General features: G+C 69.7%; 24 protein-coding genes. 9 read left to right on the forward strand and 15 right to left on the reverse strand.

Annotated elements, in window-relative coordinates; all coding sequences use genetic code 11:
* The first annotated feature begins 14 nt into the window (after positions 1 to 14).
* A complete protein-coding gene (locus ABIC66_RS10510; protein ID WP_354070012.1) occupies positions 15 to 1,247 on the forward strand; it encodes a cell wall hydrolase in 1,233 nt (410 codons plus the stop codon).
* A 148-nt stretch (positions 1,248 to 1,395) separates the two neighbouring features.
* Here ABIC66_RS10510 and trxB read toward each other — a convergent pair whose 3' ends face one another.
* Complete coding sequence (trxB, locus tag ABIC66_RS10515) at positions 1,396 to 2,403, reverse strand: thioredoxin-disulfide reductase (protein WP_354070014.1); 1,008 nt, start codon at positions 2,401 to 2,403, stop codon at positions 1,396 to 1,398.
* A gap of 60 nt (positions 2,404 to 2,463) precedes the next feature.
* Here trxB and ABIC66_RS10520 point away from each other — a divergent pair, with 60 nt between their 5' ends.
* On the forward strand, positions 2,464 to 2,649 hold the full coding sequence (locus ABIC66_RS10520) for a hypothetical protein (protein WP_354070016.1): 186 nt from the start codon (positions 2,464 to 2,466) through the stop codon (positions 2,647 to 2,649).
* Positions 2,650 to 2,708: 59 nt separating this feature from the next.
* A complete protein-coding gene (gene pseI, locus ABIC66_RS10525; protein ID WP_354070018.1) occupies positions 2,709 to 3,761 on the forward strand; it encodes a pseudaminic acid synthase in 1,053 nt (350 codons plus the stop codon).
* Here pseI and ABIC66_RS10530 read toward each other — a convergent pair.
* Positions 3,758 to 4,618: an MBL fold metallo-hydrolase gene (locus ABIC66_RS10530; protein WP_354070020.1), complete on the reverse strand. Its 861-nt coding sequence runs from the start codon at positions 4,616 to 4,618 to the stop codon at positions 3,758 to 3,760. The genes pseI and ABIC66_RS10530 overlap by 4 nt on opposite strands.
* 74 nt (positions 4,619 to 4,692) lie before the next feature.
* Here ABIC66_RS10530 and ABIC66_RS10535 point away from each other — a divergent pair, with 74 nt between their 5' ends.
* From ABIC66_RS10535 to ABIC66_RS10545, 3 genes are read left to right on the forward strand one after another with little or no spacing between them, the layout of a single operon-like run.
* The gene (locus tag ABIC66_RS10535; protein WP_354070022.1) at positions 4,693 to 5,055 is read left to right on the forward strand and encodes an ArsR/SmtB family transcription factor; all 363 of its coding nucleotides are present in this window, start codon (positions 4,693 to 4,695) and stop codon (positions 5,053 to 5,055) included.
* Positions 5,021 to 5,557: a rhodanese family protein gene (locus ABIC66_RS10540; RefSeq protein WP_354070024.1), complete on the forward strand. Its 537-nt coding sequence runs from the start codon at positions 5,021 to 5,023 to the stop codon at positions 5,555 to 5,557. Before ABIC66_RS10535 ends, ABIC66_RS10540 begins: the two co-directional genes overlap by 35 nt.
* A gap of 4 nt (positions 5,558 to 5,561) precedes the next feature.
* On the forward strand, positions 5,562 to 6,329 hold the full coding sequence (locus tag ABIC66_RS10545; RefSeq protein ID WP_354070026.1) for a sulfite exporter TauE/SafE family protein: 768 nt from the start codon (positions 5,562 to 5,564) through the stop codon (positions 6,327 to 6,329).
* Here ABIC66_RS10545 and ABIC66_RS10550 read toward each other — a convergent pair.
* From ABIC66_RS10550 to ABIC66_RS10600, 11 genes are all read right to left on the reverse strand, one after another.
* Positions 6,326 to 7,180, reverse strand: a complete 855-nt coding sequence (locus tag ABIC66_RS10550) for an SDR family oxidoreductase (protein WP_354070028.1) — start codon at positions 7,178 to 7,180, stop codon at positions 6,326 to 6,328. The genes ABIC66_RS10545 and ABIC66_RS10550 overlap by 4 nt on opposite strands.
* 71 nt (positions 7,181 to 7,251) lie before the next feature.
* Complete coding sequence (locus ABIC66_RS10555; RefSeq protein ID WP_354070030.1) at positions 7,252 to 8,553, reverse strand: NAD(P)-binding protein; 1,302 nt, start codon at positions 8,551 to 8,553, stop codon at positions 7,252 to 7,254.
* A 78-nt stretch (positions 8,554 to 8,631) separates the two neighbouring features.
* Complete coding sequence (gene pseG / locus ABIC66_RS10560) at positions 8,632 to 9,633, reverse strand: UDP-2,4-diacetamido-2,4,6-trideoxy-beta-L-altropyranose hydrolase (RefSeq protein WP_354070032.1); 1,002 nt, start codon at positions 9,631 to 9,633, stop codon at positions 8,632 to 8,634.
* Positions 9,630 to 10,346, reverse strand: coding sequence for a cytidylyltransferase domain-containing protein (locus ABIC66_RS10565; RefSeq protein WP_354070325.1), 717 nt, complete (start codon positions 10,344 to 10,346; stop codon positions 9,630 to 9,632). Before ABIC66_RS10565 ends, pseG begins: the two co-directional genes overlap by 4 nt.
* Positions 10,343 to 10,438: a hypothetical protein gene (locus ABIC66_RS10570; protein ID WP_354070034.1), complete on the reverse strand. Its 96-nt coding sequence runs from the start codon at positions 10,436 to 10,438 to the stop codon at positions 10,343 to 10,345. Before ABIC66_RS10570 ends, ABIC66_RS10565 begins: the two co-directional genes overlap by 4 nt.
* Positions 10,439 to 10,639, reverse strand: coding sequence for a hypothetical protein (locus ABIC66_RS10575; protein ID WP_354070035.1), 201 nt, complete (start codon positions 10,637 to 10,639; stop codon positions 10,439 to 10,441).
* Positions 10,640 to 10,711: 72 nt separating this feature from the next.
* A complete protein-coding gene (locus ABIC66_RS10580) occupies positions 10,712 to 11,848 on the reverse strand; it encodes a mitochondrial fission ELM1 family protein (RefSeq protein WP_354070037.1) in 1,137 nt (378 codons plus the stop codon).
* Between the two features lie 99 nt (positions 11,849 to 11,947).
* Positions 11,948 to 12,421, reverse strand: a complete 474-nt coding sequence (gene greA / locus ABIC66_RS10585) for a transcription elongation factor GreA (protein WP_354070038.1) — start codon at positions 12,419 to 12,421, stop codon at positions 11,948 to 11,950.
* 271 nt (positions 12,422 to 12,692) lie between these two features.
* On the reverse strand, positions 12,693 to 13,118 hold the full coding sequence (locus ABIC66_RS10590) for a VOC family protein (protein WP_354070040.1): 426 nt from the start codon (positions 13,116 to 13,118) through the stop codon (positions 12,693 to 12,695).
* Between the two features lie 64 nt (positions 13,119 to 13,182).
* Positions 13,183 to 13,845 carry a glutathione S-transferase family protein gene (locus ABIC66_RS10595; protein ID WP_354070042.1) on the reverse strand — a complete coding sequence of 221 codons (663 nt, stop codon included), beginning with the start codon at positions 13,843 to 13,845 and terminating at the stop codon, positions 13,183 to 13,185.
* A gap of 94 nt (positions 13,846 to 13,939) precedes the next feature.
* The gene (locus ABIC66_RS10600; protein WP_354070044.1) at positions 13,940 to 15,052 is read right to left on the reverse strand and encodes an HPP family protein; all 1,113 of its coding nucleotides are present in this window, start codon (positions 15,050 to 15,052) and stop codon (positions 13,940 to 13,942) included.
* Positions 15,053 to 15,208: 156 nt separating this feature from the next.
* Between ABIC66_RS10600 and ABIC66_RS10605 the strand changes: the two genes are divergently transcribed.
* The gene (locus tag ABIC66_RS10605) at positions 15,209 to 16,648 is read left to right on the forward strand and encodes a hypothetical protein (RefSeq protein WP_354070046.1); all 1,440 of its coding nucleotides are present in this window, start codon (positions 15,209 to 15,211) and stop codon (positions 16,646 to 16,648) included.
* A 225-nt stretch (positions 16,649 to 16,873) separates the two neighbouring features.
* A complete protein-coding gene (locus tag ABIC66_RS10610) occupies positions 16,874 to 17,548 on the forward strand; it encodes a hypothetical protein (RefSeq protein ID WP_354070048.1) in 675 nt (224 codons plus the stop codon).
* 110 nt (positions 17,549 to 17,658) lie between these two features.
* On the opposite strand, the gene ABIC66_RS10615 is transcribed toward ABIC66_RS10610, so the two are convergent.
* Both ABIC66_RS10615 and ABIC66_RS10620 read right to left on the reverse strand, forming a co-directional pair.
* On the reverse strand, positions 17,659 to 18,111 hold the full coding sequence (locus ABIC66_RS10615; protein ID WP_354070050.1) for a hypothetical protein: 453 nt from the start codon (positions 18,109 to 18,111) through the stop codon (positions 17,659 to 17,661).
* 53 nt (positions 18,112 to 18,164) lie between these two features.
* Complete coding sequence (locus ABIC66_RS10620; protein WP_354070052.1) at positions 18,165 to 19,835, reverse strand: sensor histidine kinase; 1,671 nt, start codon at positions 19,833 to 19,835, stop codon at positions 18,165 to 18,167.
* A 228-nt stretch (positions 19,836 to 20,063) separates the two neighbouring features.
* Here ABIC66_RS10620 and pgsA point away from each other — a divergent pair, with 228 nt between their 5' ends.
* Positions 20,064 to 20,681 (forward strand): CDP-diacylglycerol--glycerol-3-phosphate 3-phosphatidyltransferase, encoded by a 618-nt coding sequence (pgsA, locus tag ABIC66_RS10625; protein ID WP_354070054.1) that lies wholly within the window; start codon positions 20,064 to 20,066, stop codon positions 20,679 to 20,681.
* The last annotated feature ends 11 nt before the right edge of the window (positions 20,682 to 20,692 follow it).

Raw genomic sequence — 20,692 nt, forward strand, 5'->3', positions numbered from 1 at the left:
CGCCCGGGGGCGGGGTGGGGACCCTGACCGAGACCCTGGCCTGGAAGGCCGCCGCGACCCTGCTGATCGCCGGCGGACTGTCCGCGTGCGCGACCTATTACGTGCCGGCCGGCGCGGGCCGCGAGGGCGGCCTGATGCGCATCACCTCCAGCTTCAGCGAGCGGGGCCTGCGGCACTATGTCGCCGACATGGATCCCGCGATGCTGGCCCTGGCCAAGCGTCACGATCCGCGTCCGCACAAGGACTACTGGGGCCGTGTCGAAGGCTGGGAGGTGATCAATCTCAAGGACATCCCGCGCATCGGCGACCGCGTGCCCGATTTCGATGAGGCCCGGATCATCAACGCGCTGCGGCCCCAGGCGCCCGACGAGCTGGAGGCCGCCCGCCCGTTCGTATTGACCGGCACGGCCGACGCTCGCGCCAAGGCGCTGAACTGCCTGACCCAGGCGGTATACTACGAGGCCGGCTTCGAGCCTGGCGAGGGGCAGCAGGCCGTGGCCCAGACGGTGATCAACCGCATGCGCCACCCCGGCTATCCGAAGTCGATCTGCGGGGTGATCTACGAGGGCGCGGCGCGCGCGACCGGCTGCCAGTTCAGCTTCGCCTGCGACGGCTCGCTGGCCCGCACGCCGGTGCCGGCCCTGTGGGCCAACGCCCAGGCGGTGGCCAAGCGCGCGCTCAGCGGCTTCGTGTTCAAGCCGGTGGGCACCGCCACCCACTATCACGCTGACTATGTCGCGCCGTACTGGGCCCCGACCCTGGTCAAGCTGCGTCAGTTCGGCCAGCACATCTTCTATCGCTGGACCGGACCGTCCGGGACCCTGAAGGCCTTCACCGGTCGCTATTCGGGCAACGAGACCGTCTCGGCCGAGATCCTGATGGCCGCCGATCCGCGCACCCTGGAGGCGGCGCCGCCCGAGGTGCTGGCCGCCCAGAACGCGCCGGCGGTCCCGACCGGGGCCATGGCCCAGATGCTGGGGGTCTCGAACCTCGTCCTGCCCGACGCCAAGATGGTGGTGGTGGCCGATCCCAACTCGCCGACCGGCGAGCGCTACACCATGCAGGGCACGGTCGCCGGCCGCCGCATCCCGACCCAGGACGAGATCGCCCGGATCAACAAGGCGCTGGAAGCGGTGAGCGAGCCGCCCCCGCCGGCCGTCGCGGCCCCGCCGGCGCCGGCCGCGCCGCCTCCGCCGCCGCCCAAGCCGAAACCCCGGCCGCCGAGTTTGCTGACTCCGCTGAACTGAGGTCGCGGAGCGCCCCCTCCGTCACGATGCGTATTCGCATCGCGCCACCTCCCCCGCTGCGCAGGGGAGGAGGATGCGCCTCATCCTCCCCCGTACAACGGGGGAGGTGGATCGACGCGAAGCGGCGAGACGGAGGGGGCGCTGGCGCTCACCAGACCCCGATCTTGCCCGCTTCCTCGTGGCTGATCGGATGATGGGCGGCCTTGTGGTCTTCCTCGGCCAGGAAGCGCACGGCCTCCAGCGCCGCCATGCAGCCCATGCCGGCCGCGGTGACGGCCTGGCGATAGACGTCGTCGGTCACGTCGCCGGCGGCGTAGACGCCCTGGATCGCGGTCGAGGCCGTGCCCGGCTTGACCTTCAGATAGCCGCCGGGGCCGGTTTCCAGCTGGCCGGCGAACAGCTCCGACGACGGGGCGTGGCCGATGGCGATGAAGACGCCGTCGGCGGAGAGCTCGGTGGTCGCGCCGGTCTTGACGTTCTTAAGGCGCACGCCCGTCACCCCCATCGGGTCGGTGTCGCCCTTGACCTCGTCGATGGCGCTGTCCCAGACCACCTGGATCTTCGGGTGGGCCAGCAGGCGCTCCTGCAGGATCTTCTCGGCCCGCAGCTCGTCCTTGCGGTGGACCAGGGTCACCTTGCTGGCGAAGCTGGTCAGGAACAGGGCTTCTTCCACGGCCGTGTTGCCGCCGCCGACCACGATGACTTCCTTGTTGCGATAGAAGAAGCCGTCGCAGGTGGCGCAGGCGCTGACGCCGAAGCCCTGGAACTTGCTCTCGCTTTCCAGGCCCAGCCACTTGGCCTGGGCGCCGGTGGCGATGATGATCGTCTCGGCGATCCAGTCCTGGCCGCTGTCGGTCTTGACCGCGAACGGGCGCTTGGAGAGGTCGACCGCGGTGACGATGTCGCCGACGAACTCCGTGCCGACGTGCTCGGCCTGGGCGCGCATCTGGTCCATCAGCCAAGGGCCCTGGATCACGTCGGCAAAGCCCGGATAGTTCTCGACATCGGTCGTGATGGTCAGCTGGCCGCCCGGCTGGATGCCGGCGATCAGCACGGGCTTCAGCAGCGCGCGGGCGGCATAGATGGCGGCGGTGTAGCCGGCGGGACCCGAACCGATGATCAGGCAGCGGGTGTGGCGGGGAGCGGTCGTGGACATGGCCGCAGATATAGTGTCGATTCCGGCTGGAGGCGATGGGCGCCGAGCGGGGGAAATCTGATGCGGCATCGAGTTCTGATCAGCCTGGCCGTACTGTTGCTCCTCGTGTCCGTGGTCAATATGGCGATCGGAAACGTCGCCGTCGGCGCGTCGACGATCGCCGTGGCGGTGTCGCTGATCGCGATCGCGGCCTCGAAGCGGCGGCGGGCGCGGGAGTCGGTCGAGGACGACACGCCCCGCGATTGACGCCTCGTCCACCTTTCGCGGGTTAAACTGTCGGCAACCACGTTTTCGGGTGATCCGTCATGTCCGCCCCCTCCATCGAGATCGCCGGCCGCAAGATCGGCGCCGATCATTCGCCGTATGTGATCTGCGAGCTGTCGGGCAATCACAATGGCAGCCTCGAGCGCTGCCTGACGATGGTCGACGCCGCCGCCGACACCGGCTGCGACGCGATCAAGATCCAGACCTACACCGCCGACACCATCACGCTGAACGTCGACCGGCCCGAGTTCAGGATCCACGGCGGGCTGTGGGACGGGCGCACCCTCTATGAACTCTACGAAGAGGCCCAAACCCCGTTCGAGTGGCACGCGGCCATCTTCGAGCGCGCCAAGCAGCGGGGGGTGACGATCTTCTCCAGCCCGTTCGACGAGACCGCCGTCGACCTGCTGGACAGCCTGGGCGCGCCGGCCTTCAAGATCGCCTCGTTCGAGGCCGTCGACCTGCCGCTGATCAAGTACGCCGCGTCCAAGGGCAAGCCGCTGATCATCTCGACCGGCATGGCCAATCTGCGTGAAATGCAGACGGCGCTGGACACCGCCCTTGAGGCCGGGGCGAAGGGCGTGCTGCTGCTGCACTGCGTGTCGAGCTATCCGGCGACGTTCGCCGACGCGAACGTCCGGACCGTGCCGGACATGGCCGCGCGCTTCGGCTGCCCGATCGGCCTGTCGGACCACACCCCGGGCACGGCCGCCTCGGTGGCGGCGGTGACCCTGGGCGCCTGCGCGGTCGAGAAGCACTTCACCCTGGCTCGCGCCGACGGCGGGCCGGACGCCGGCTTCAGCCTGGAGCCGGCCGAGTTCAAGGCTCTGGTCGACGACACCAAGAACGCCTGGGCTTCGCTGGGCGCGGCCCACTACGACGTGCTGGGCGCCGAGCAGGGCAGCCTGCTGTTCCGCCGCTCGCTCTACGTCACGACGGATATCAAGGCTGGCGAGACGCTGTCTCGCGCCAACATCCGCTCGGTCCGCCCCGGCAACGGCCTGCCGCCCGGCGAACTGGACAACGTCCTGGGCAAGCCCGCGACCCGCGACATCGCGCGCGGCGAGCCATTGGACTGGTCGATGGTGGGCTAGGCGACCCGCGTCACCGGCAACCGCAGGAAGACGTTCCCCGCCGCCGTGGGCTCGGGCAGGGCCCCGGCGCGGATGTTCACCTGCAGCGCGGGCAGGATGAGGGTGGGCGCGGCCAGGGTGGCGTCGCGCGCCTGCCGCAGGGCCACGAACGCGTCCTCCCCGACATCGCCGCCTACGTGGATGTTGCGGTCCCGCTCCTCGGCCACGGTGGTTTCCCAGCGATAGTCCGACCGGCCCTCCGGCAGGTAGTCGTGCCCCACGAAGATCCGGGTTTCCGCCGGAAGATCCAGCACCTTTCGGATCGAGCGATAGAGGGTGCGCGCGTCGCCGCCCGGGAAGTCGGCGCGGGCCGTGCCATAGTCGGGCATGAACACGGTGTCGCCGACGAAGGCGGCGTCGCCGATCAGATAGGTCAGACAGGCCGGCGTGTGCCCCGGCGTGTGCAGGGCGCCGATGGTCAGGTCGCCCAGCGGCAGGGTGTCGCCTTCGTTCATCAGCACGTCGAACACCGCGCCGTCGGCGGCGACCTCGGCCTCGAACATCGGGATGAAGGCCTTCTGCACTTCGACGATGCGGGCCCCGATGACGATCCTCGCGCCCGTCTCGCGGCGGATGTAGTCGGCGGCGGACAGGTGGTCGGCGTGGGCGTGAGTTTCCAGCACATAGGCCAGAGTCAGGCCCTGGGCCTTGACGGCCGCCAGCAGGGCGTCGGCCGATCGGGTCGAGAGCCGCGCGGCCTTGGGCTCGAAGTCCAGCACCGGGTCGACGATGGCCGCCGCTCCAGTGGCCGGGTCGCTGACCAGATAGCTGACCGTGAAGGTGGCCGGATCGAAAAACGCTTGAACCCCGGGTCGCATGGTTGGAGCCTCCGAATGAGCATGGCCTTCATATAAGGACTTGCTAATTTAGCACAAGCTAATATATGGCTCTCATGTTTGATCTCTCGCGTTTCGATGTCAGCCAGTTCGAGGTCAGCGCCGCCGAAGCCGCGAGGCTCCTACGCGCCCTGGCCAACGAACGGCGGCTGATGATCCTGTGCCAGCTCGCCGAAGGCGAACGGTCGGTGGGGCAGATTCAACCCCTCGTCGGCCTGTCGCAGTCCGCGCTCTCGCAACACCTGGCGGTGTTGCGCGACGAGGGGGTCGTGGCCGCGCGCCGCGAAGCCACCAGCGTCTGGTACCGGATCGCCGACCCGGCCGCCTTGAAGGTGGTCGGCGTCCTCGCGGAGATCTTTTGCCCCCCAGCAGAGAGCGCCGCCCATGACCTCCCCCACACTGACGCCGCTGAAACCTGAAGACGCCGCCCAGCGCCTATTCGAACGCCGCGCCGTCCTGGTTGATATCCGCGAGCCCGACGAATTCGCCCGCCGCCGCGCACGGGGCGCCCTGTCGCGGCCCCTGTCCACCCTGGACGCCAAGGGGCTGGGCCTGCCCGACGGACGCGAGGTGATCTTCACCTGTCGCTCTGGCATGCGCACCGGCGCCAATGGCCAGCGCCTGGCCTCGGCCTGCGGCGCGCGCGCCTATGTGCTGGACGGCGGGCTCGACGCCTGGGACGCCGCCGGCCTGCCGGTCGAGGTGGACCTGAGGGCCCCGCTGGAGATGATGCGCCAGGTGCAGATCGCCGCCGGCCTGCTGGTGCTGGCCAGCGTGGTCCTGGGGCTGACGGTCTCGCCCCTGCTGTTCGGCATCGCCGGCTTTGTCGGCGCCGGCCTGACCTTGGCGGGCGTGACCGGCTTCTGCGGCATGGCGCGCCTGCTCGCCCTGGCGCCCTGGAACCGTCCGGCGTCGGCGTGACGCCATGGATACGAGCGTGCTCGCGGCCCTGTTCAGCGGGGCGCTGGTCGCCCTGCTGCTGACCCTGTTCGGCGGCGGCGGCTCCGTGCTGGCCACGCCGCTGCTGCTGTACGTCGTCGGGGTTCGAGATCCCCATGTGGCGATCGGAACCTCGGCGGCGGCCGTGGCGGTCAGCGCGGCCGCCGGCCTGGTCGCCCAGGCCAGGGCCGGGCGGGTCAAATGGCCCTGCGCCCTGACGTTCGGCGCGCCGGGCCTCGTCGGCTCGCTGGTCGGCGCCCACCTGGCCAAGGCCGTCCCGGGCGGTCATCTGCTGGCCTGGTTCGCCCTGGCCATGGCGGCGGTGGGGCTGTCGATGTTCCGCGCGCCCGGCTCGCCCGGCGATCCCGACGTCCGCCTCGATCCGGCCGCGGCCGTCCGCCTCGCGCCGATCGGCGCGGTCACGGGACTGGCGGCCGGCTTCTTCGGCATCGGCGGCGGGTTCCTGATCGCGCCCGGATTGATGGCGGCCACCGGCATGACCCTGGCCAACGCGGCGGCCTCGTCCCTGGTCTCCGTCACCCTGTTCGGCGCGGCCACCAGCGTCAGCTACGCCGCCTCGGGCTTGGTCGACGGACGGCTGTTCCTGGCCCTCGTGGCGGGCGGTGTCGCGGGCGTGATGGCCGGGGCGAGGCTGGCGCCGCGCCTGGCGGCCAGGGCTCTGCTGGCCCGTCGGCTATTCGCGGCGATGATCGTGGCCACCGCCGCCTATGTCGCCTGGCGCGCCTTGGGTTAGCCCGGCAGCAGGCCCAGCCGCTTGCCCGTGATCCGATCCACCGTCCGCTTGGGCAGGATCTCGGTCATCAGCACCTGCATCGGGGAGGGCGAGACGACGTAGCGAACCTTGGGGCTGGGCGCGGTCAGGGCGGTGTGGATCGCCTCGCCGATCTTCTCGGGCGCCAGGCCAGCCTTGCCGATCTGCAGCATGTAGGCGCGCAGCCGGTCCAGGGCGGCGCCGTAGACGGTGTTGGCGTAGCGCGTGGTGTCGATCTGGTCGGCCTTGTCCCAGATCGGCGTCGCCACCGCGCCCGGCGCGACCACCACCACATCGACCCCGAACGGCAGCAGCTCGCGGCGCAGGGATTCCGATAGGCCCTCCAGCCCGAACTTGGTGGTGCAATAGGGGGCCATGAACGGATTGGCGTTGCGGCCGCCGACCGAGGAGATGTTGACGATCCGACCTGGATCCGCGACGCGGCCGCCCGCGCCCAGCAGCGGCGCGAAGGCCTGGGTGGCGATGACCACCCCGGTCAGATTGACCTCCAGCTGCTGGCGCCATTCGTCGATCGGCAGGTAGAGCAGAGGGCCGGCCACGGCGATCCCGGCGTTGTTGACAAGGCCCGCCAGGGTCGCGCCCTCCAGCGCCGCCTCGACGCGCCGGGCGCCCGCGCGAACGGCGGCCTCGTCGGTGACGTCGAACAGCAGGGGCGTGAAGGCCTCGCCGAACTCGGCTTGCAGGCGGTCGGCGTCGGCCTGTTTGCGCACGCTGCCGAACACGTGAAAGCCCTTGCCGACCAGCACCTTGGCCGCGCCCCAGCCGATGCCGGTCGACACGCCGGTGATCGCCACCGATTTCCGTTGCGCCATGTTCCGCCCTCCCGTGCGTTGGGGGAGAGGATGGGGTAAGTGAACGCTGTTCGCTAGAGGGGGCTAAAGGCTCATCCGGCTCGCGCCATCAGGGCGGAGGCGGGCTCGCGCGCCGCCGCCAGGGCCGCATTGACCTCGGCTAGCTTGGCGCTCCTGGCGTGGGGCTCCCAGGCGCCGGGGATGAAGCGGCCGCCGAAGCGTTCGGCGAGCCTGGCGCGGAGGGCTGAGAGTCCGTCGATCGCGGCGAGCGAGGGGTAGACCCCACGCGGTTGGGCGTCGGTGTGGACCAGCGGCCCGAGCTTCAACGCTCCGAAGCCCGACAGCAGGATCCGCAGCTCGGTCGGCAGGGTCTTGAGGTCGGCCTCGCGCACGCACTCGGCCGCCACCAAGGTCTTGCCGCCGCTCTCGTACAGATAGGCCCGGAACGCTGCGCCCTGGGCGGTGAAGTTCTGGACGTAGACGGGGCGGGGCCCGTCGAACGCTTCGACCTCGTAGACGTAGGTGAAGAAGCACTTCTTCACGAGCGGCGGGGCGGAGAGGCCCAGCGGCGCGAACAGCGGCGTCGGATCAGCGGCCCAGACGATGATCTCGTCGGAGTGCTGCTCCGCCATCAGCTGGCGCGGTGGAACCAGGCCGTTCAGCTCGATCTTCACGCCCAGTCTGGTCAGCGCCCGGTGCAGGTCGTCGAACAGCTTGGCGAAGCCGCCGACCGGCAGGCTGGCGACCAGGTCGGCGGCGCGGCCCGAGAGGCCAGGCGGAACGGCGTAGAGCTCGTCCGCCCACGGATCGGCGGCCTTGGCCTCGGCCAGGGCGACGAGGTCAGCGGCGGCGGGGAACACGCGGTCGATGGCCAGAGGGATGGCGGCGTCGCCGTGGACGAGGGCCGGATCGGCGTCCAGATGCCAGCGGACGTAGGTCTCCAGCGTCGCGGCGATCCGCGGCGGATAGGCCGAGAGCCGCGCGGCCAGGCTGGTGTCGGCGGGCCTGGCGACCTTGCCGGCCGGGCAGTCGATGGCCGGGCCGTCGAAGTCCCAGGTGAAGACGCGCTTGCCGTCCGCGCCGATGCTCATCGAGCCGAAGCGGTTGTGGAAGGTCTCGAACCGGGGGCCGTGGGCGCTTAGGGCGTCGACGACCGGATCGCCAGGACCACCGAAATAAAGGCGGCCGCCGCGCATCTCGGCGCCGTGCAGGACCTTGGGCCGTGCGCCGCCGCCTAGGGCCTCGAAGCGCTCGTGAATCGTGATGTCGCGCCAGCCCAGACGATGGGCCTCGAAGGCGGCCAGTATGCCGGTCAGCCCGCCGCCGACGATGCGGACGCGCCCAAGGGGTGTTCCGTGAGGCGGTAGGCCGCGAATGTCTGAGAGGGCGCGCATCGTGATCGGCAGAGTCCCGCCGAAGCAGCGAACAACGTGTTAACGATGATGGGACGCCAGCGGCCAAGTTGTCGCAGGCTAAAGCCGCGTCAGAAACGCCTCCGCTACGCGGTCCGCGCCCAGCCCGTCGCAGACCCTCGCGCTGGCCGCCGACAGCGCCGCGCGCCGCGCGCCGTCTGTCAGCAGCGCTTCGACCTCGCGCACGAACGCCGTGTCGAAGTCCGGGGCGGCGACCTCCAGACACGGCGTCACGCCGGCCGCTTCCAGGGCGCGGGCGGCGGCGATCTGGTTGTCGGCCAGGATCAGGGTCAGGGCCGGTAGAGCCAGGACGCAGCGCTCCCAGGTGGTCGAGCCGCCGGCCCCGATCGCCAGGTCGGCCTCGACGATCAGGCTAGGCATGTGCTGGGTGTCGACGTGCAGGACGAGGCGCGGATCCGCCGCCGCCAGCGCCCACAGGGCCGGCAGGCTGGGCGCCTCGCCGCCCAGGACCACGTCCAGCGCCACGTCGCCGATGATCGGGCGCAGCAGCGCCACCACCCGACCGGTGATCCCGCCGACATCGGTCAAGCCCAGCGAGACCAGGATCCGCCGCACCGGCCCGTCCTCGGCGCGGCGGGCGAGGGCGGCGTCGCGCAGGGCCGCGAAGGCGGGGCGCACGGGGGCGTGGTTCGGACCCAGCAGCAGACCGGTCCGCGGTCCGACGAGGCCGGCATAGTCCTCGGCCGTCCGGGCCGGTCCGGCGTCCAGCACGAGATCGGCGGCCAGGGGCCGATCGGCGAGATCGTCGATGACCAGAGTCGGGCGGCCCTTGGCGATGGCGCGGTGGTCGTCGGCGCCCAGGGCGTAGCTGTCGAAGACGACGGCGTCGAAGTCCGCCTCGGCGTCCGCCCGCGCCATGTTCGGCGCGAAGGCGTCGAGCACCCGCGCGACCTCCGGCGTCGCCTGGAACGCGCAGGCCGCGCCTTTTTGCGCGAGGGCCTTCGCCAGGGTCAGGGACCGCATCACATGGCCGCCGCCAACGCTAGGACCCGCCGCGCAGACAAACAGGACCTTCCGCCTAGCCTTGCCGGCGGGGGTCATACGCGCCGGTCGCCGCCGTAGTCGGCCAGGTCGGGCCGACTTCTCACGAACGCCCGGACGTCGTCCGAGGTGAAGGCGGGGTTCTTGGGGTAGAGAGCGTCGTAGACCGCCGCCACGAAGGCGTAGTCGTCGGGCCGGTCGACGGTCCAGCGCACCGCGCCCTGGTCGGGGAAGCAGGGCAGCGAGACGCCGGTCCAGCGGTCGGGGTGGTTCCAAAGGTCCCAGGTGACGTGCTCGCGCGCTTCCGGCGTGGTCGCCTCGGCCGCCGCGCGGCGCAGGGCGGCGGCGGTCATCACTTCGACGTCCGTGCCCTTGGGATGGGCGTGACCCTTGGGCGTGTTGTTGGCGTAGTCGGCGCCCTTGGACAGGCAGAGGGTGATGGTGGCGTCGATCAGGTCCGGATCGGCCAGCGGACAGTCGGCGGTCAGGCGCACGACGTGGTCGGCGGGATGGGCGTCCAAGGCGCCGATGAACCGCTGCTGGACGTTGTCGAGCGAGCCCCGGAACACGGCGATCCCCTCACGGCGGACGGCGGTTTCGATGGCGTCGTCCTCGGGACGGTCGGAGGTGGCGACCACCAGCTTGTCGACTCGCTTGGCGCGGGCCACGCGCTCGATCTGCCGCACGATCATCGGCTGGCGCACGATCGGCATCAGCACCTTGCCCGGCAGGCGGGTGGAGCTCATGCGGGCCTGGAGGATGGCGAGGATCAGCGGCGGTCGTTCCGCATCGAGAGCCAGAACACGCCGTACGCGGCGACGGCGAAGACCAGACCGACCAAGGTGGATTGGATGTACGGGTCCATTCAGTCCTCCACTTGTCCCAGAACATAGTGGAGGCCGCTTTGTAAGACAACGAAAGCGAGGAGCGCGCTGATCATGGCCACGAAATTGGGCCGGCCGGAGAGCAGAGGCTGAAGAAACGCGGAGATGAAGAACGCGACGGCCAAGGCGTTGCAGGTGGTCGCGAACGCCTTGCGCCGCTCGTTGCGGGCGGCCTTGCTCAAGGAAGCTCCGATGCGGCGCTCAATCATGGCGTGAACATAATGCGAACACTAGCGCGCCAGCAACCGGAAAAATCAGGCTTTCGGTTTGGCCGCGCGAGGCTTTCTCGGCTTCGGCGCGGGTGTCTCTGCAACGGTCTCGACGGCCTTCGCCCGAGATTTCCGCTTCGGTTTCGGAGGCTCCTCGGCCACCTCCGCCTCGACCGCCGCCGCCGGGATCTCCACCCCGATCCGCGCCAGCACTTCGCGCGCCGCGCGGTCGGTCTCGTCGATGGGGGTATAGGTCCAGCCGTGGAACGCGCCGCCATAGGGCCGCGCCGCGCCCTGGCGCTCCAGCTCCTCGTGGAACAGCCGGAACTTCAGGCTGGACCCGTCCATCTTCAGCACGAACACCGGCTTGCCGGTCGAGGCCGCCTCGGTGGCCATGTTGGTCGAGTCCTCGGTGACGAGGATGTAGTCGGCGCCGGCCAGGAAGGCGAAATAGGGGTTCGCGCCTTCGCCATTCCAGATCATCCCCGGCAGGTGGCGCAGGCGCGCGGCCATCAGGGCGCGGGCGGCGTCGGGCGTGCGGCGCGAGAAGGTCATCAGCAGGCTGCCGCCCTCCTGCTCCAGCGGGATCTGGATCGAGTGGGCGATCTGGGCCGCGCGCTCGCTGGACAGGTCGAACGCTTTGGACTTGCCGCCGACCAGCACCGCCACGCGCGGGCGGGGCAGGGGATCGATGACCTCGGCGAAGGCGGCGTACTCGGCGTCGAGCCGCTGCGGGGTCACCCGGTGCGGCGAGCCGGTGATGGCCAGGATGTTGTCGCCCGACATCCGGTCGTGCTTGGGCGGGATCACCAGATCGAACATGGTGGCCGGCACGCGGGGGTCCTGGATCTGGACCACATAGGTCCTGCCGCCGGACCAGCGCTTGGCGCGGATCGACAGCGGCAGGGTGGCGCGGCCGGCGGCGATCCACAGATCGGGCCACTCATCGTCACCCTTGTCCCGCGGGATGCCGCTTTCCGGGGTCAGCCAGCGCTTAGGCAGCAGGTTCAGCCACCAGGGCAGGCGGCCGGTGCGGCCCTTCCAGGCCACGCGCTTGATCGTCACCTCGCAGGGGACCAGGCGCGCGATCGCCTCCGACAGGCCCACGACCTGGGCCTCGATGCCGGCGCGGCCGTCGGAGACGGCCCAGACCTTCAGAGGCAGCTTGGGAGCTTCGGCCAAGTCGTCGATCCCGAACAACGCAAACGAAACAAGGCCGCTCGAAAAGCGGCCTCGCTCCATTGAACCGTATTTATGGCGCAGCTGGGGCGGCGGACCGCCTTACAGCCACTCCACCTTGAGGATCTCGTAGGCCTTGGTGCCGCCGGGCGTATTGACCTCGACCACCTCGCCGACTTCCTTGCCGATCATCGCGCGCGACAGCGGCGACGAGACCGAGATGCGGCCCGACTTCACATCGGCCTCATGCTCGCCGACGATCTGATAGCGAGCCTCGTCCTCGGTGTCCTCGTCGACCACCGAGACGGTGGCGCCGAACTTGATCTGCTTGCCCGACAGTTTCGACACGTCGATCACCTGGGCGCGCGCGATCTTGTCCTCGATCTCGGCGATCTGGCCCTCGATCCAGCCCTGACGCTCCTTGGCGGCGTGGTACTCGGCGTTTTCCGATAGGTCACCATGCGAGCGCGCCTCCGCGATCGCGGCGATCACGGCCGGTCGTTCGATGGTCTTCAAACGCTTCAGTTCTTCGTCGAGGGTCTGATACCCACCGACGGTCATCGGCACTTTTTCCATTGCGGATTTTAGCTCGGACGCCTTGGGAGGAAAGACTTCCGGTCGCGGGCGCACGCAACCGGGGGCTGGGAGGATAGGCGCCCAGTTCCCGATAAGCAAGAGGCGAGCTTAACCACGGAGGCGGGCGCCGGGCGATATCGGCGAAGCTAAACGTCGCCCGGCGGTCCCTGTTCCCCCGGTTATCGAAGAATGGTCGGGGGGCCACGCTCTAGATGTTTGAGATAGAGCCTGCTTATCCGTTTCTGATGTTTCCATCAGAAACGGACAGGCTCTAGCCCTGCTTCTGCGTGGTGTTGATCATCCACGGAATGCCGAACTTGTCGGTGAAGCTGCCATAGCCCGGCGACCAGAAGGTCTCGGCGAAGGCCATGACGACCTTGCCGCCCTCGGACAGGGCGTCGAACACGCGGCGAGCCTCGGCCGGATCGTCGGTGTGATAGGTGACGTCGAAGCCGTTCTTGGGCTTGTCGATGTTGGGGGCGAATTCGGGCGGCATGTCCGCGCCCATGATCGACTGGTCGCCGACGTCCAGCCAGGCGTGCATCAGCCAATCCTTGTACTTGGGATCGACGGGCGTGTCGGGCGGGCCTTCGCCGAACGGGAAGGCGGCGGTGACCTTGCCGCCCAGCACCTGGGCGTAGAAGTCGAAGGCTTGGCGGCATTCGCCCTGGAAGCTGAGGCTGGTGACGATCTTCATGGTTAGTCTCCCTGGTTTCCCCGACGCTAGCGCACGCTCGTGACGGTTTCTGGCAGCAACGACCTCAGGCGTAGGCGTAGGGTCCGCCGCGCTCGAGGGCGCGCTGATAGGCCGGGCGAGCGTGGATCCGCTCCAGGAACGCCTTGATGCGCGGTTTCGACGCCGCCCCGGCCCGGGCGGCGCCGGTCTCCAGCGGGAAGCTCATCATGATGTCGGCGCCGGTCATCTGGCTTCCGGCGAACCATTCCGACTTGGCGAGTTCGGACTCCCAATAGTCGATGTGGGTCGTCAACTGCGGATCGACGAAGCTGGCCTGGGCCTTGGCGGCGACCGCCTTGACCAGGCCCTTCAGCAGGGCGGGCGCGCGGTTGGGCAGGGTGGCGAACACCAACTTCAGGAGCAGCGGCGTCATGGCCGAGCCCTCCGCGTAGTGCAGCCAGTAGGTATAGCGCAGACGCTCGGGCGAGCCCGCCGCCGGGATCAGCCGGCCCTGGCCGTAGGTCTCCAGGATGTATTCGATGATCGCCCCGGTCTCGGCGACGACCGTGTCGCCGTCGGTGACGACCGGCGACTTGCCCAGCGGATGGACGGCGCGCAGCTCAGGCGGGGCCAGCATGGTCTGGGCGTCGCGCTGGTAGGGCTTGATCTCGTAGGGAAGGCCCAGCTCCTCCAGCAGCCACAGGACGCGTTGGCTGCGCGAGTTGTTGAGGTGATGGACGACGATCATCGGACGCTTCCCCGCTTTGACGCTCTTGTCGCGCGGACGATGGTCGCCGGATCGACGTTCGGCAAGGTTTGGCGTGGGAAGCGCTCGAATGAACCTACGCCGCCACCACCGCCTCGACGATGTGGGCGCGATACAGCACCGCGATCAGGTCCGTCTGGGTGATCACGCCGATCAGCCGGCGTTCGCCGTCCACGACCATGGCCTCGTGGGTGTGGCCGCTGGACAGGATCGGCAGCAAGGCCGCGATCGGAGTGCCTTCCATGACCTTGTGGACGAAGGGGTCCAGCGCCGCCTCCACGGTGCGGCGGCGGTTGGCCTGGAGCTCGGCGCGGCGGGCCAGGCCGATGACGCGGCCGTCGGCGTCGACCACGGGGGCCGCCCGCAGCTCGTGTTCGCGCATATAGGCCAGGGCGCTTTCGGCCGACTGGTCGTGGTGCAGGCTGATCACGTCCCTGGACATCACGTCGCCGCAGCGGATCTGGCTGTGCAGCCGCTGGGCGGCCGTCAGCTCGACCTCGCGGAACAGGGCGTCCAGGTCCTCGCGGCTGACGTCGAGCAGCTCGCCGTAGCGGGCCAGGGCGACGTCCAGGTCGGTGGTGCTGTAGCCGATGCGGGCGGTCGGAGCGGGGTCCTTGGTGCCGTGCGGACTGGCGGCGGGCGCGGGGACGCGGTGCGGATACGAGTGCCCGGTGATCCGACCCCAGATCATGCCGGCCCCGGTCAGCAGCAGCGAGTCGACGGCGACCGGATTGAGCGCGAACAGATAGCCGGCCTCGGCCACCTTGGGTCCGCCGATCACGCAGATCAGCGCCACGGCGCCGCCTGGCGGGTGCAGGCAGCCCAACAGCATCATCGTTCCGATCGCGGTCCCGACGGCCAGCGGCGCGGCGACCAGCGGCTGGTGCGGAAACAGCATGGCCACGGTGATCCCGACCAGGGCCGAGACGATGTTGCCGCCCAGCACCGAACGCGGCTGGGCCAGGGGACTGGCGGGCACGGCGAACACCAGCACCGCCGACGCCCCGATCGGCGCCACCAGCAGCGGATGCAGCCAGTCGTCCCCGCCGCCAGAAAAAGCAGAGACGGCGAAGCGCCCCAGGATCCCGGCGAACACGAGGCCCAGCAGCGCCCCGGCCCCGCCGCGCAGGGCGTCGATCGGACGGATGGGGCTCTTGCCGCGGAGCAGGGCGCGAAGGCGATCGGTCATGGGACCGCGCTCTTAGCCCGGCGGGGTACGCGGGTCATTTCGATTTTTGTACAGGCGGTTCAAGAAAACCCCTTAGGGACCTCAGGTCGTGGGCCGGCCAAGACAACGGTCTGTTCAGGCCTAGGGTTTAGCCCTGCTCGGGAACGGGAGGACGTCGTGAGCCTGGACACCGGAAGTTCGCCCAACACTTTTGAAGCGCGCGCGGTCGTCCCCTTGGCCGCCGCCTTCGTCATGGCGGCGGTGGTGCTGTTCGCGCCGCAGGTGCTGAACGACGGCGACACCTGGTGGCACCTGGCCACCGGCGAGTGGATCCTGAGCCATGGCCGCGTCCCCGACCGCGACGTCTTTTCCTATTCCATGGCCGGCCATCCCTGGGTGGCGCACGAGTGGCTGTCCGAGACGCTGATGGCCCTGGCCGCCCGCGCCGCGGGGTGGAGCGGGGTGGTCATCCTGTTCGCCGCCGTCGCTGGCGGCTCGGCCTGGCTGCTGGCGCAGCGGCTGGCGCGCGACCTGGGCGGCCTGACCCTGGCCGCGGTCACGGCCCTGTCCCTGGCCTGCATGGGCGATAGCCTGCTGGTCCGGCCGCACCTGTTCATGCTGCCGCTGCTGCTGGTCTGGACCCTGGAGATGCTGGCCGCGCGGGACGAGGGTCGCGCGCCACACCTGGTCTTCGCTTTCCTGATGACGCTGTGGGCCAATCTGCACGGCAGCTATGTGTTCGGCTTCGTGATCGCCGGCGCGTTCGGGCTGGAGGCCCTGACCGAACCGGGCGCCGACCGGATCAAGGCGCTGCGAGGTTGGGGCCTGTTCGGCCTGGCCAGCCTGGTCGGCGCGGTCGTCACACCCCACGGCTTGTACGGCCTGGTGTTCCCGTTCCAGCTGATGACCATGACCGTCCTGCCGCATATTCAGGAGTGGCGGGCTCAGGACTTCTCGCACGTCTCGACCTTCGTGATCGCGCTGCTGGCCACGCTGTTCGTCTGCCTGGGGCGCGGGGTGAAGGTCCCGCCGATCCGCCTGCTGCTGCTGCTGGCCGTGCTGTTCATGGCCCTTCAGCACGTGCGGCATCAGCTGGTGCTGGCGGCGATCGCGCCGTTGCTGCTGGCCCGGCCCCTGGCCGAGGCGCTGGGGCATGAGCGGCGGGATACGAGGATGGCCCGGGCGTGGCTGATCGGCTTCGGCGTGGCCGTCCTCACCCTGGCCGGCCTGCGCCTGACCCTGCCGCTGCACCGGATCGACGGCCTCAACAGCCCGGTGACCGCGCTAGAGCACGTGCCGGCCGACCTGCGAGCCCAGCCGGTCCTGAATGGCTACGGCCTGGGCGGCTACCTGATCCATCAGGGCGTGCGGCCGTTCATCGACGGCCGCGCCGACATGTACGGCGACGCGTTCAGCGCCGACTATTTCAAGGCCACCAGCCCCGACCCGGCGGCGCTGGAAAGCCTGGCTCGCCGCTATCGCGTGGCCTGGACGATCTTCGCGCCGGACGACCCGGCCGTCGCGGCCCTCGACGCCAACCCGGCCTGGCGACGGATCCACGCCGACCGCCAGGCGGTCGTGCATCGGCGGGTGAGGCCTTACCCCGCCGGCGAGTGATCCGGCGCCGGCCGTTTCCGCGAAGCGTGGATCATGGACATACCGCGCGTCCTTCGAGGCCCGCTGCGCGGGCGCCTCGGGATGAGGTGTTCAGCGCCAAGGCGCCGAATGAGAACCCAACTCTCGCCCTTTGCGCCCCAAGGCGTTTTCCGCGTTCGGCTATGGGTGGATTGCGGACATCTTCTGGGGCACCCTCGATACGCTTCTCGCGGGAAAAGGCGCGCCATGGCTGGAAGACTCTTAGGATCGCTGGCGGTTGCTATCGGCGCCTTGGCGCTGCTCGCCCTCGGCCCACGTTCGGCCCAGGCCCAGGCCACGTCTCGAACATGTCTCGGCGAGGCTGGCGAGACACCGGGCCCCGCCTGCCTTGTTGCTCACCAAGACCTCGGAGCCCTTCCTGAAGGCTCGCTCTACTGGAACATCTACACGTTCGCGGACGTGCAATCCGCCAACCGCGTCAAGCCGCCGCATGGCGCTGTTGTTCAGGCATTCGGCCGCGTCTGGCTCTTCGACGTTGGCGGCAAGGGCCACGACATGGAAGGGGGGCGGCATCTGGCCGATGTCGGCCCGCTCCCGATGGGAGCGCCGCAAGCCAATTTTAGCGCCGAATATCTCAAGTCGACATTCCTGCCGGGCGCGACCGCTCCGGTGCATGTGCATTCCGGGCCGGAAGCGTTCTACGCGATCAGCGGGGCGAGTTGCCTGGAAACGCCGGAGGGCGTCCAGGTCGCCCGAGGCGAGGGGCATTCGCTGATGGTCAGACAGGGCCCGCCCATGCTGCTCATGGCGATTGGCCAGGAAACGCGGCAAGGCTTCGCCCTGATCCTGCATGGCGAGGGGCGTCCGCCGACGACCCTTACCTCTGACTGGACTCCCAAGGGCCTGTGCCCGAAGGCCTAATTAGGCACTGAGGTCCCGAAGGGAGTCGCGAGCGACCGTTGGCGGAGCCCGCGTCCGAGGGGGAAATGCACCAGATAGAGAAGTTGACTGGCGTCCATCCGTCCTAGCCCTCACGCGCCGGGCGGATGGTCCAGCGGCTTGAGGTCCGGATCCACCCAGCCACGCCGGGCTCGCGGCGTGAACAGCCGCTCGCGCGACCAGTAGGTCAGCGGCCAGGCCTTGTCGCCCATCGGCGTGGCCAGCAGGCGGGCGGCGGCCTCGGCGTCGCTGGTCCGATGGGGCAGGCCGGCGACGAAGGCGCGGATGGCGGCCAGGTAGGCCTGGGTGATGGTCTCGTGATAGCCGTTGTGGTCGTCGTTCACCCCGCCGACGGCGACGTTGTAGGCGCGGATGATCCCCGGCAGGTCGCGCTCCAGCCCCGCGTCGCGGGTGCGGACCAGATGCAGGGTGGCCGTCAGGTGGGCCGCGTGGGTCCACTGGTCCTTGGGCAGGGTGCGATCCAGCAGGCGCGCGGCCAGGGCGGCGATCTCGGCGTCGGTGTACGGTGAAGGTTCGGCGGTCATGCCCGCCATTTAAGGACCGTCGTTCGTCGAGGCTAGGGTCGCCGCGGCGGGTTTCAGAACGCGTTGCTCCACCGCACCGCCTCGGGCAGGGGCAAGCTGGCCTCGAAGACCAGACCGTCGGGGCGGAAGTCGAACCGCGCCTGGCCCTTCTGCTCGCGGCGGATCGAGCTTTCGATCAGGCGGGTGCCGAAGCCGGGGGTCTTGGGCGGGTTGACCGGCGGGCCGCCGACGTCACGCCAGGTGAAGGCCAGGTTGTCGGTCACCGGATCGACGCGCCAGAACACCTCGACCCGGCCGGTCGGGACCGCCAGGGCGCCGTACTTGGCGCTGTTGGTGGCCAGTTCGTGGAACACCATGGAGAGGCCGACGGCCGTATGTGGGGCCAGGGCGACCTCTGGGCCGGCGCGGTCGACGCGGTCGACGTGGGCGCCCAGGCTGGCCTCGACCAAGGCGGCCATGTCGGCCTCGCGCCAACCGGTGCGGGTCAGGAGATCGTGGGCCCCGGACAGCGCGATCAGCCGGTCGGTGAACACCTCGACCGGCGCGCCCTTCACCTTGGCGAAGGTCTGGCGGGCCAGGGCCTGGACCGTGGCCAGGGTGTTCTTCACGCGATGGTTCAGCTCGTTGATCATCACCCCCTGGCGCTCCTCGCGGGCCTTCAGCTCGCGGGAGGCCGCGCGAAGGGCGGCGTGGACGGCGGCGATCTCTTCCAAGGCGTCGGGATTGGCCGGCGGCAGGGTCTCGCCGCGGCCGATGGCGTCGGCGTCCAGGACGAGCTGGCGCATCTCGTCGTTGATCCGCCGCGAATAGATCAGCGCCAACGCGATCCCTAGGATCAGCAGCAGCAGGAACACGCCCGAGCCCAGGGCCACCGAGCGGTTCACCGTGCTGGCCAGATCGCGACGCGGAATGGACACCACCAGCGTCCAGCCCGTCTGGGGCGAGCGCGTATAGGCGACCATGGTCGGCACGCCCTCGAGCGAGACGCTCTTGTTGACCCCTTCGGTCGAGTGGCGAAGGTTCTCGGCCATGTCGCCGGACGCTTCGGCGCCGGTGAATTTCTCGTTCAGGCGCGAGCGGGCGATGACCCGGCGGTTGTTGTCCAGCAGGGTGGCGACCCAGCGCTCGGGCACCCGCTGCTGGCGGAACACCGAGGTGAACGAGGACGATTCCACCGCATAGGACAGGACGTAGAACTTGCCCTTGACCATGATCGGCGTGCCGACCGTGATCACCGGCTTGCCGGCGACCGGACCGGCGATCAGGTCGGAGACCTTGCTGCGGCCCGCCGAATAGGCGCTCGCCTCGGCGCGGGTGCGATGGATGCGCGGCAGGGGCTGGCCGTAGGGCTTCAGCGTATTGACCACCTGCTGACCGTCGGCGTCGGCGACGACGACCCATCCGACGCGGTGCTCGGTCGCCCGCTTCGCGCGCGCGTGAAAGGCGGCCCAATCGCCGTTGATCAGCGCCTGGTCGGTGGCCAGGGTCTCGGCGATCGAGACGCCGGTGGCGGCCTGGCGGTCGACGGCGCCGGACAGGGCCCGGGCGGTGGTGACCAGCTGCTGATAGAGCTGCCCGCGCGACTCGCGATCGGCTCCGGCCAGCAGGAAGCCCATCGAGATCAGGGCGGGGGCCAGCAGGCTGACCGTGAGGAGGACGAGCCGGCCGCGCACCGAACCGACGCGGCGGCGTGCGCTAAAGTCCCCCCGATCCTGCCGTTCCATGCGTTCGCACGCCCGCCACGACGAGAGCGCCGTCCCGCTCTCACAGCTTGTATAGCGAAGCGAGTCGCGCGCCGCGTCCGAAAAATCGAGCCGCTCGGTTAACGCGCGTAGGCGGAAGTGTGAGCGGTTTCGCCGCTCGACGCGCGTTCGCTTTCTGGGGCGAGAGCCCTAAGGCTCTCGCGAGCGGAGCCGTAGCCGTCTCGCCGGTTTGTGCGTTATGAGACGACCATGAAGAACCTGCCCAACATCCTGACCGGCTCGCGCCTTGTGATGGCGCTGTTCATGTTCGTCGCCCTGGCGGCCGCGGCCGGCGCGGTGCCGTATCTCAGCGAGCAGCTGACGGCCGAGACCCAGCTGCGGCTGGAACGCTGGGCGTTCTACGCGTTCGTCGTCGCCTCGGTGACCGACTTCTTCGACGGCTGGCTGGCCCGCAAGCTGGACGCGGTCAGCGTCTGGGGCGCGATCCTCGACCCGATCGGCGACAAGATCCTGGTCTGCGGCGCCCTGCTGGGCCTGATGGCCCTGGGCCCCAACGCCATGGTCGTGCTGCCGGCCGGCCTGATCCTGTTCCGCGAATTCACGGTCAGCGCCCTACGCGAGGTCGGCGCGGGCAAGGGCGTCAAGCTGCCGGTGACCCTGCTGGCCAAGTGGAAGACCACCCTGCAGCTGGTCGCCATCGGCGCCGAACTGATCCTGGCCTCGTGGGGCGCCTTCAACCTGCCGCCGGAGCCCGGCGTCATGGGCGGCTTCACCGTCGTGGCCCACGGCCTGCTGTGGCTGGCCACCCTGGTGACTCTGATCACCGGCGCCCAGTACTGGGAAGCGGCGCGCAAGGCGCTGACCTAGAGGCGCGCCGG

The sequence above is a fragment of the Caulobacter sp. 1776 genome, from assembly GCF_040545685.1.
GTDB lineage: Bacteria > Pseudomonadota > Alphaproteobacteria > Caulobacterales > Caulobacteraceae > Caulobacter.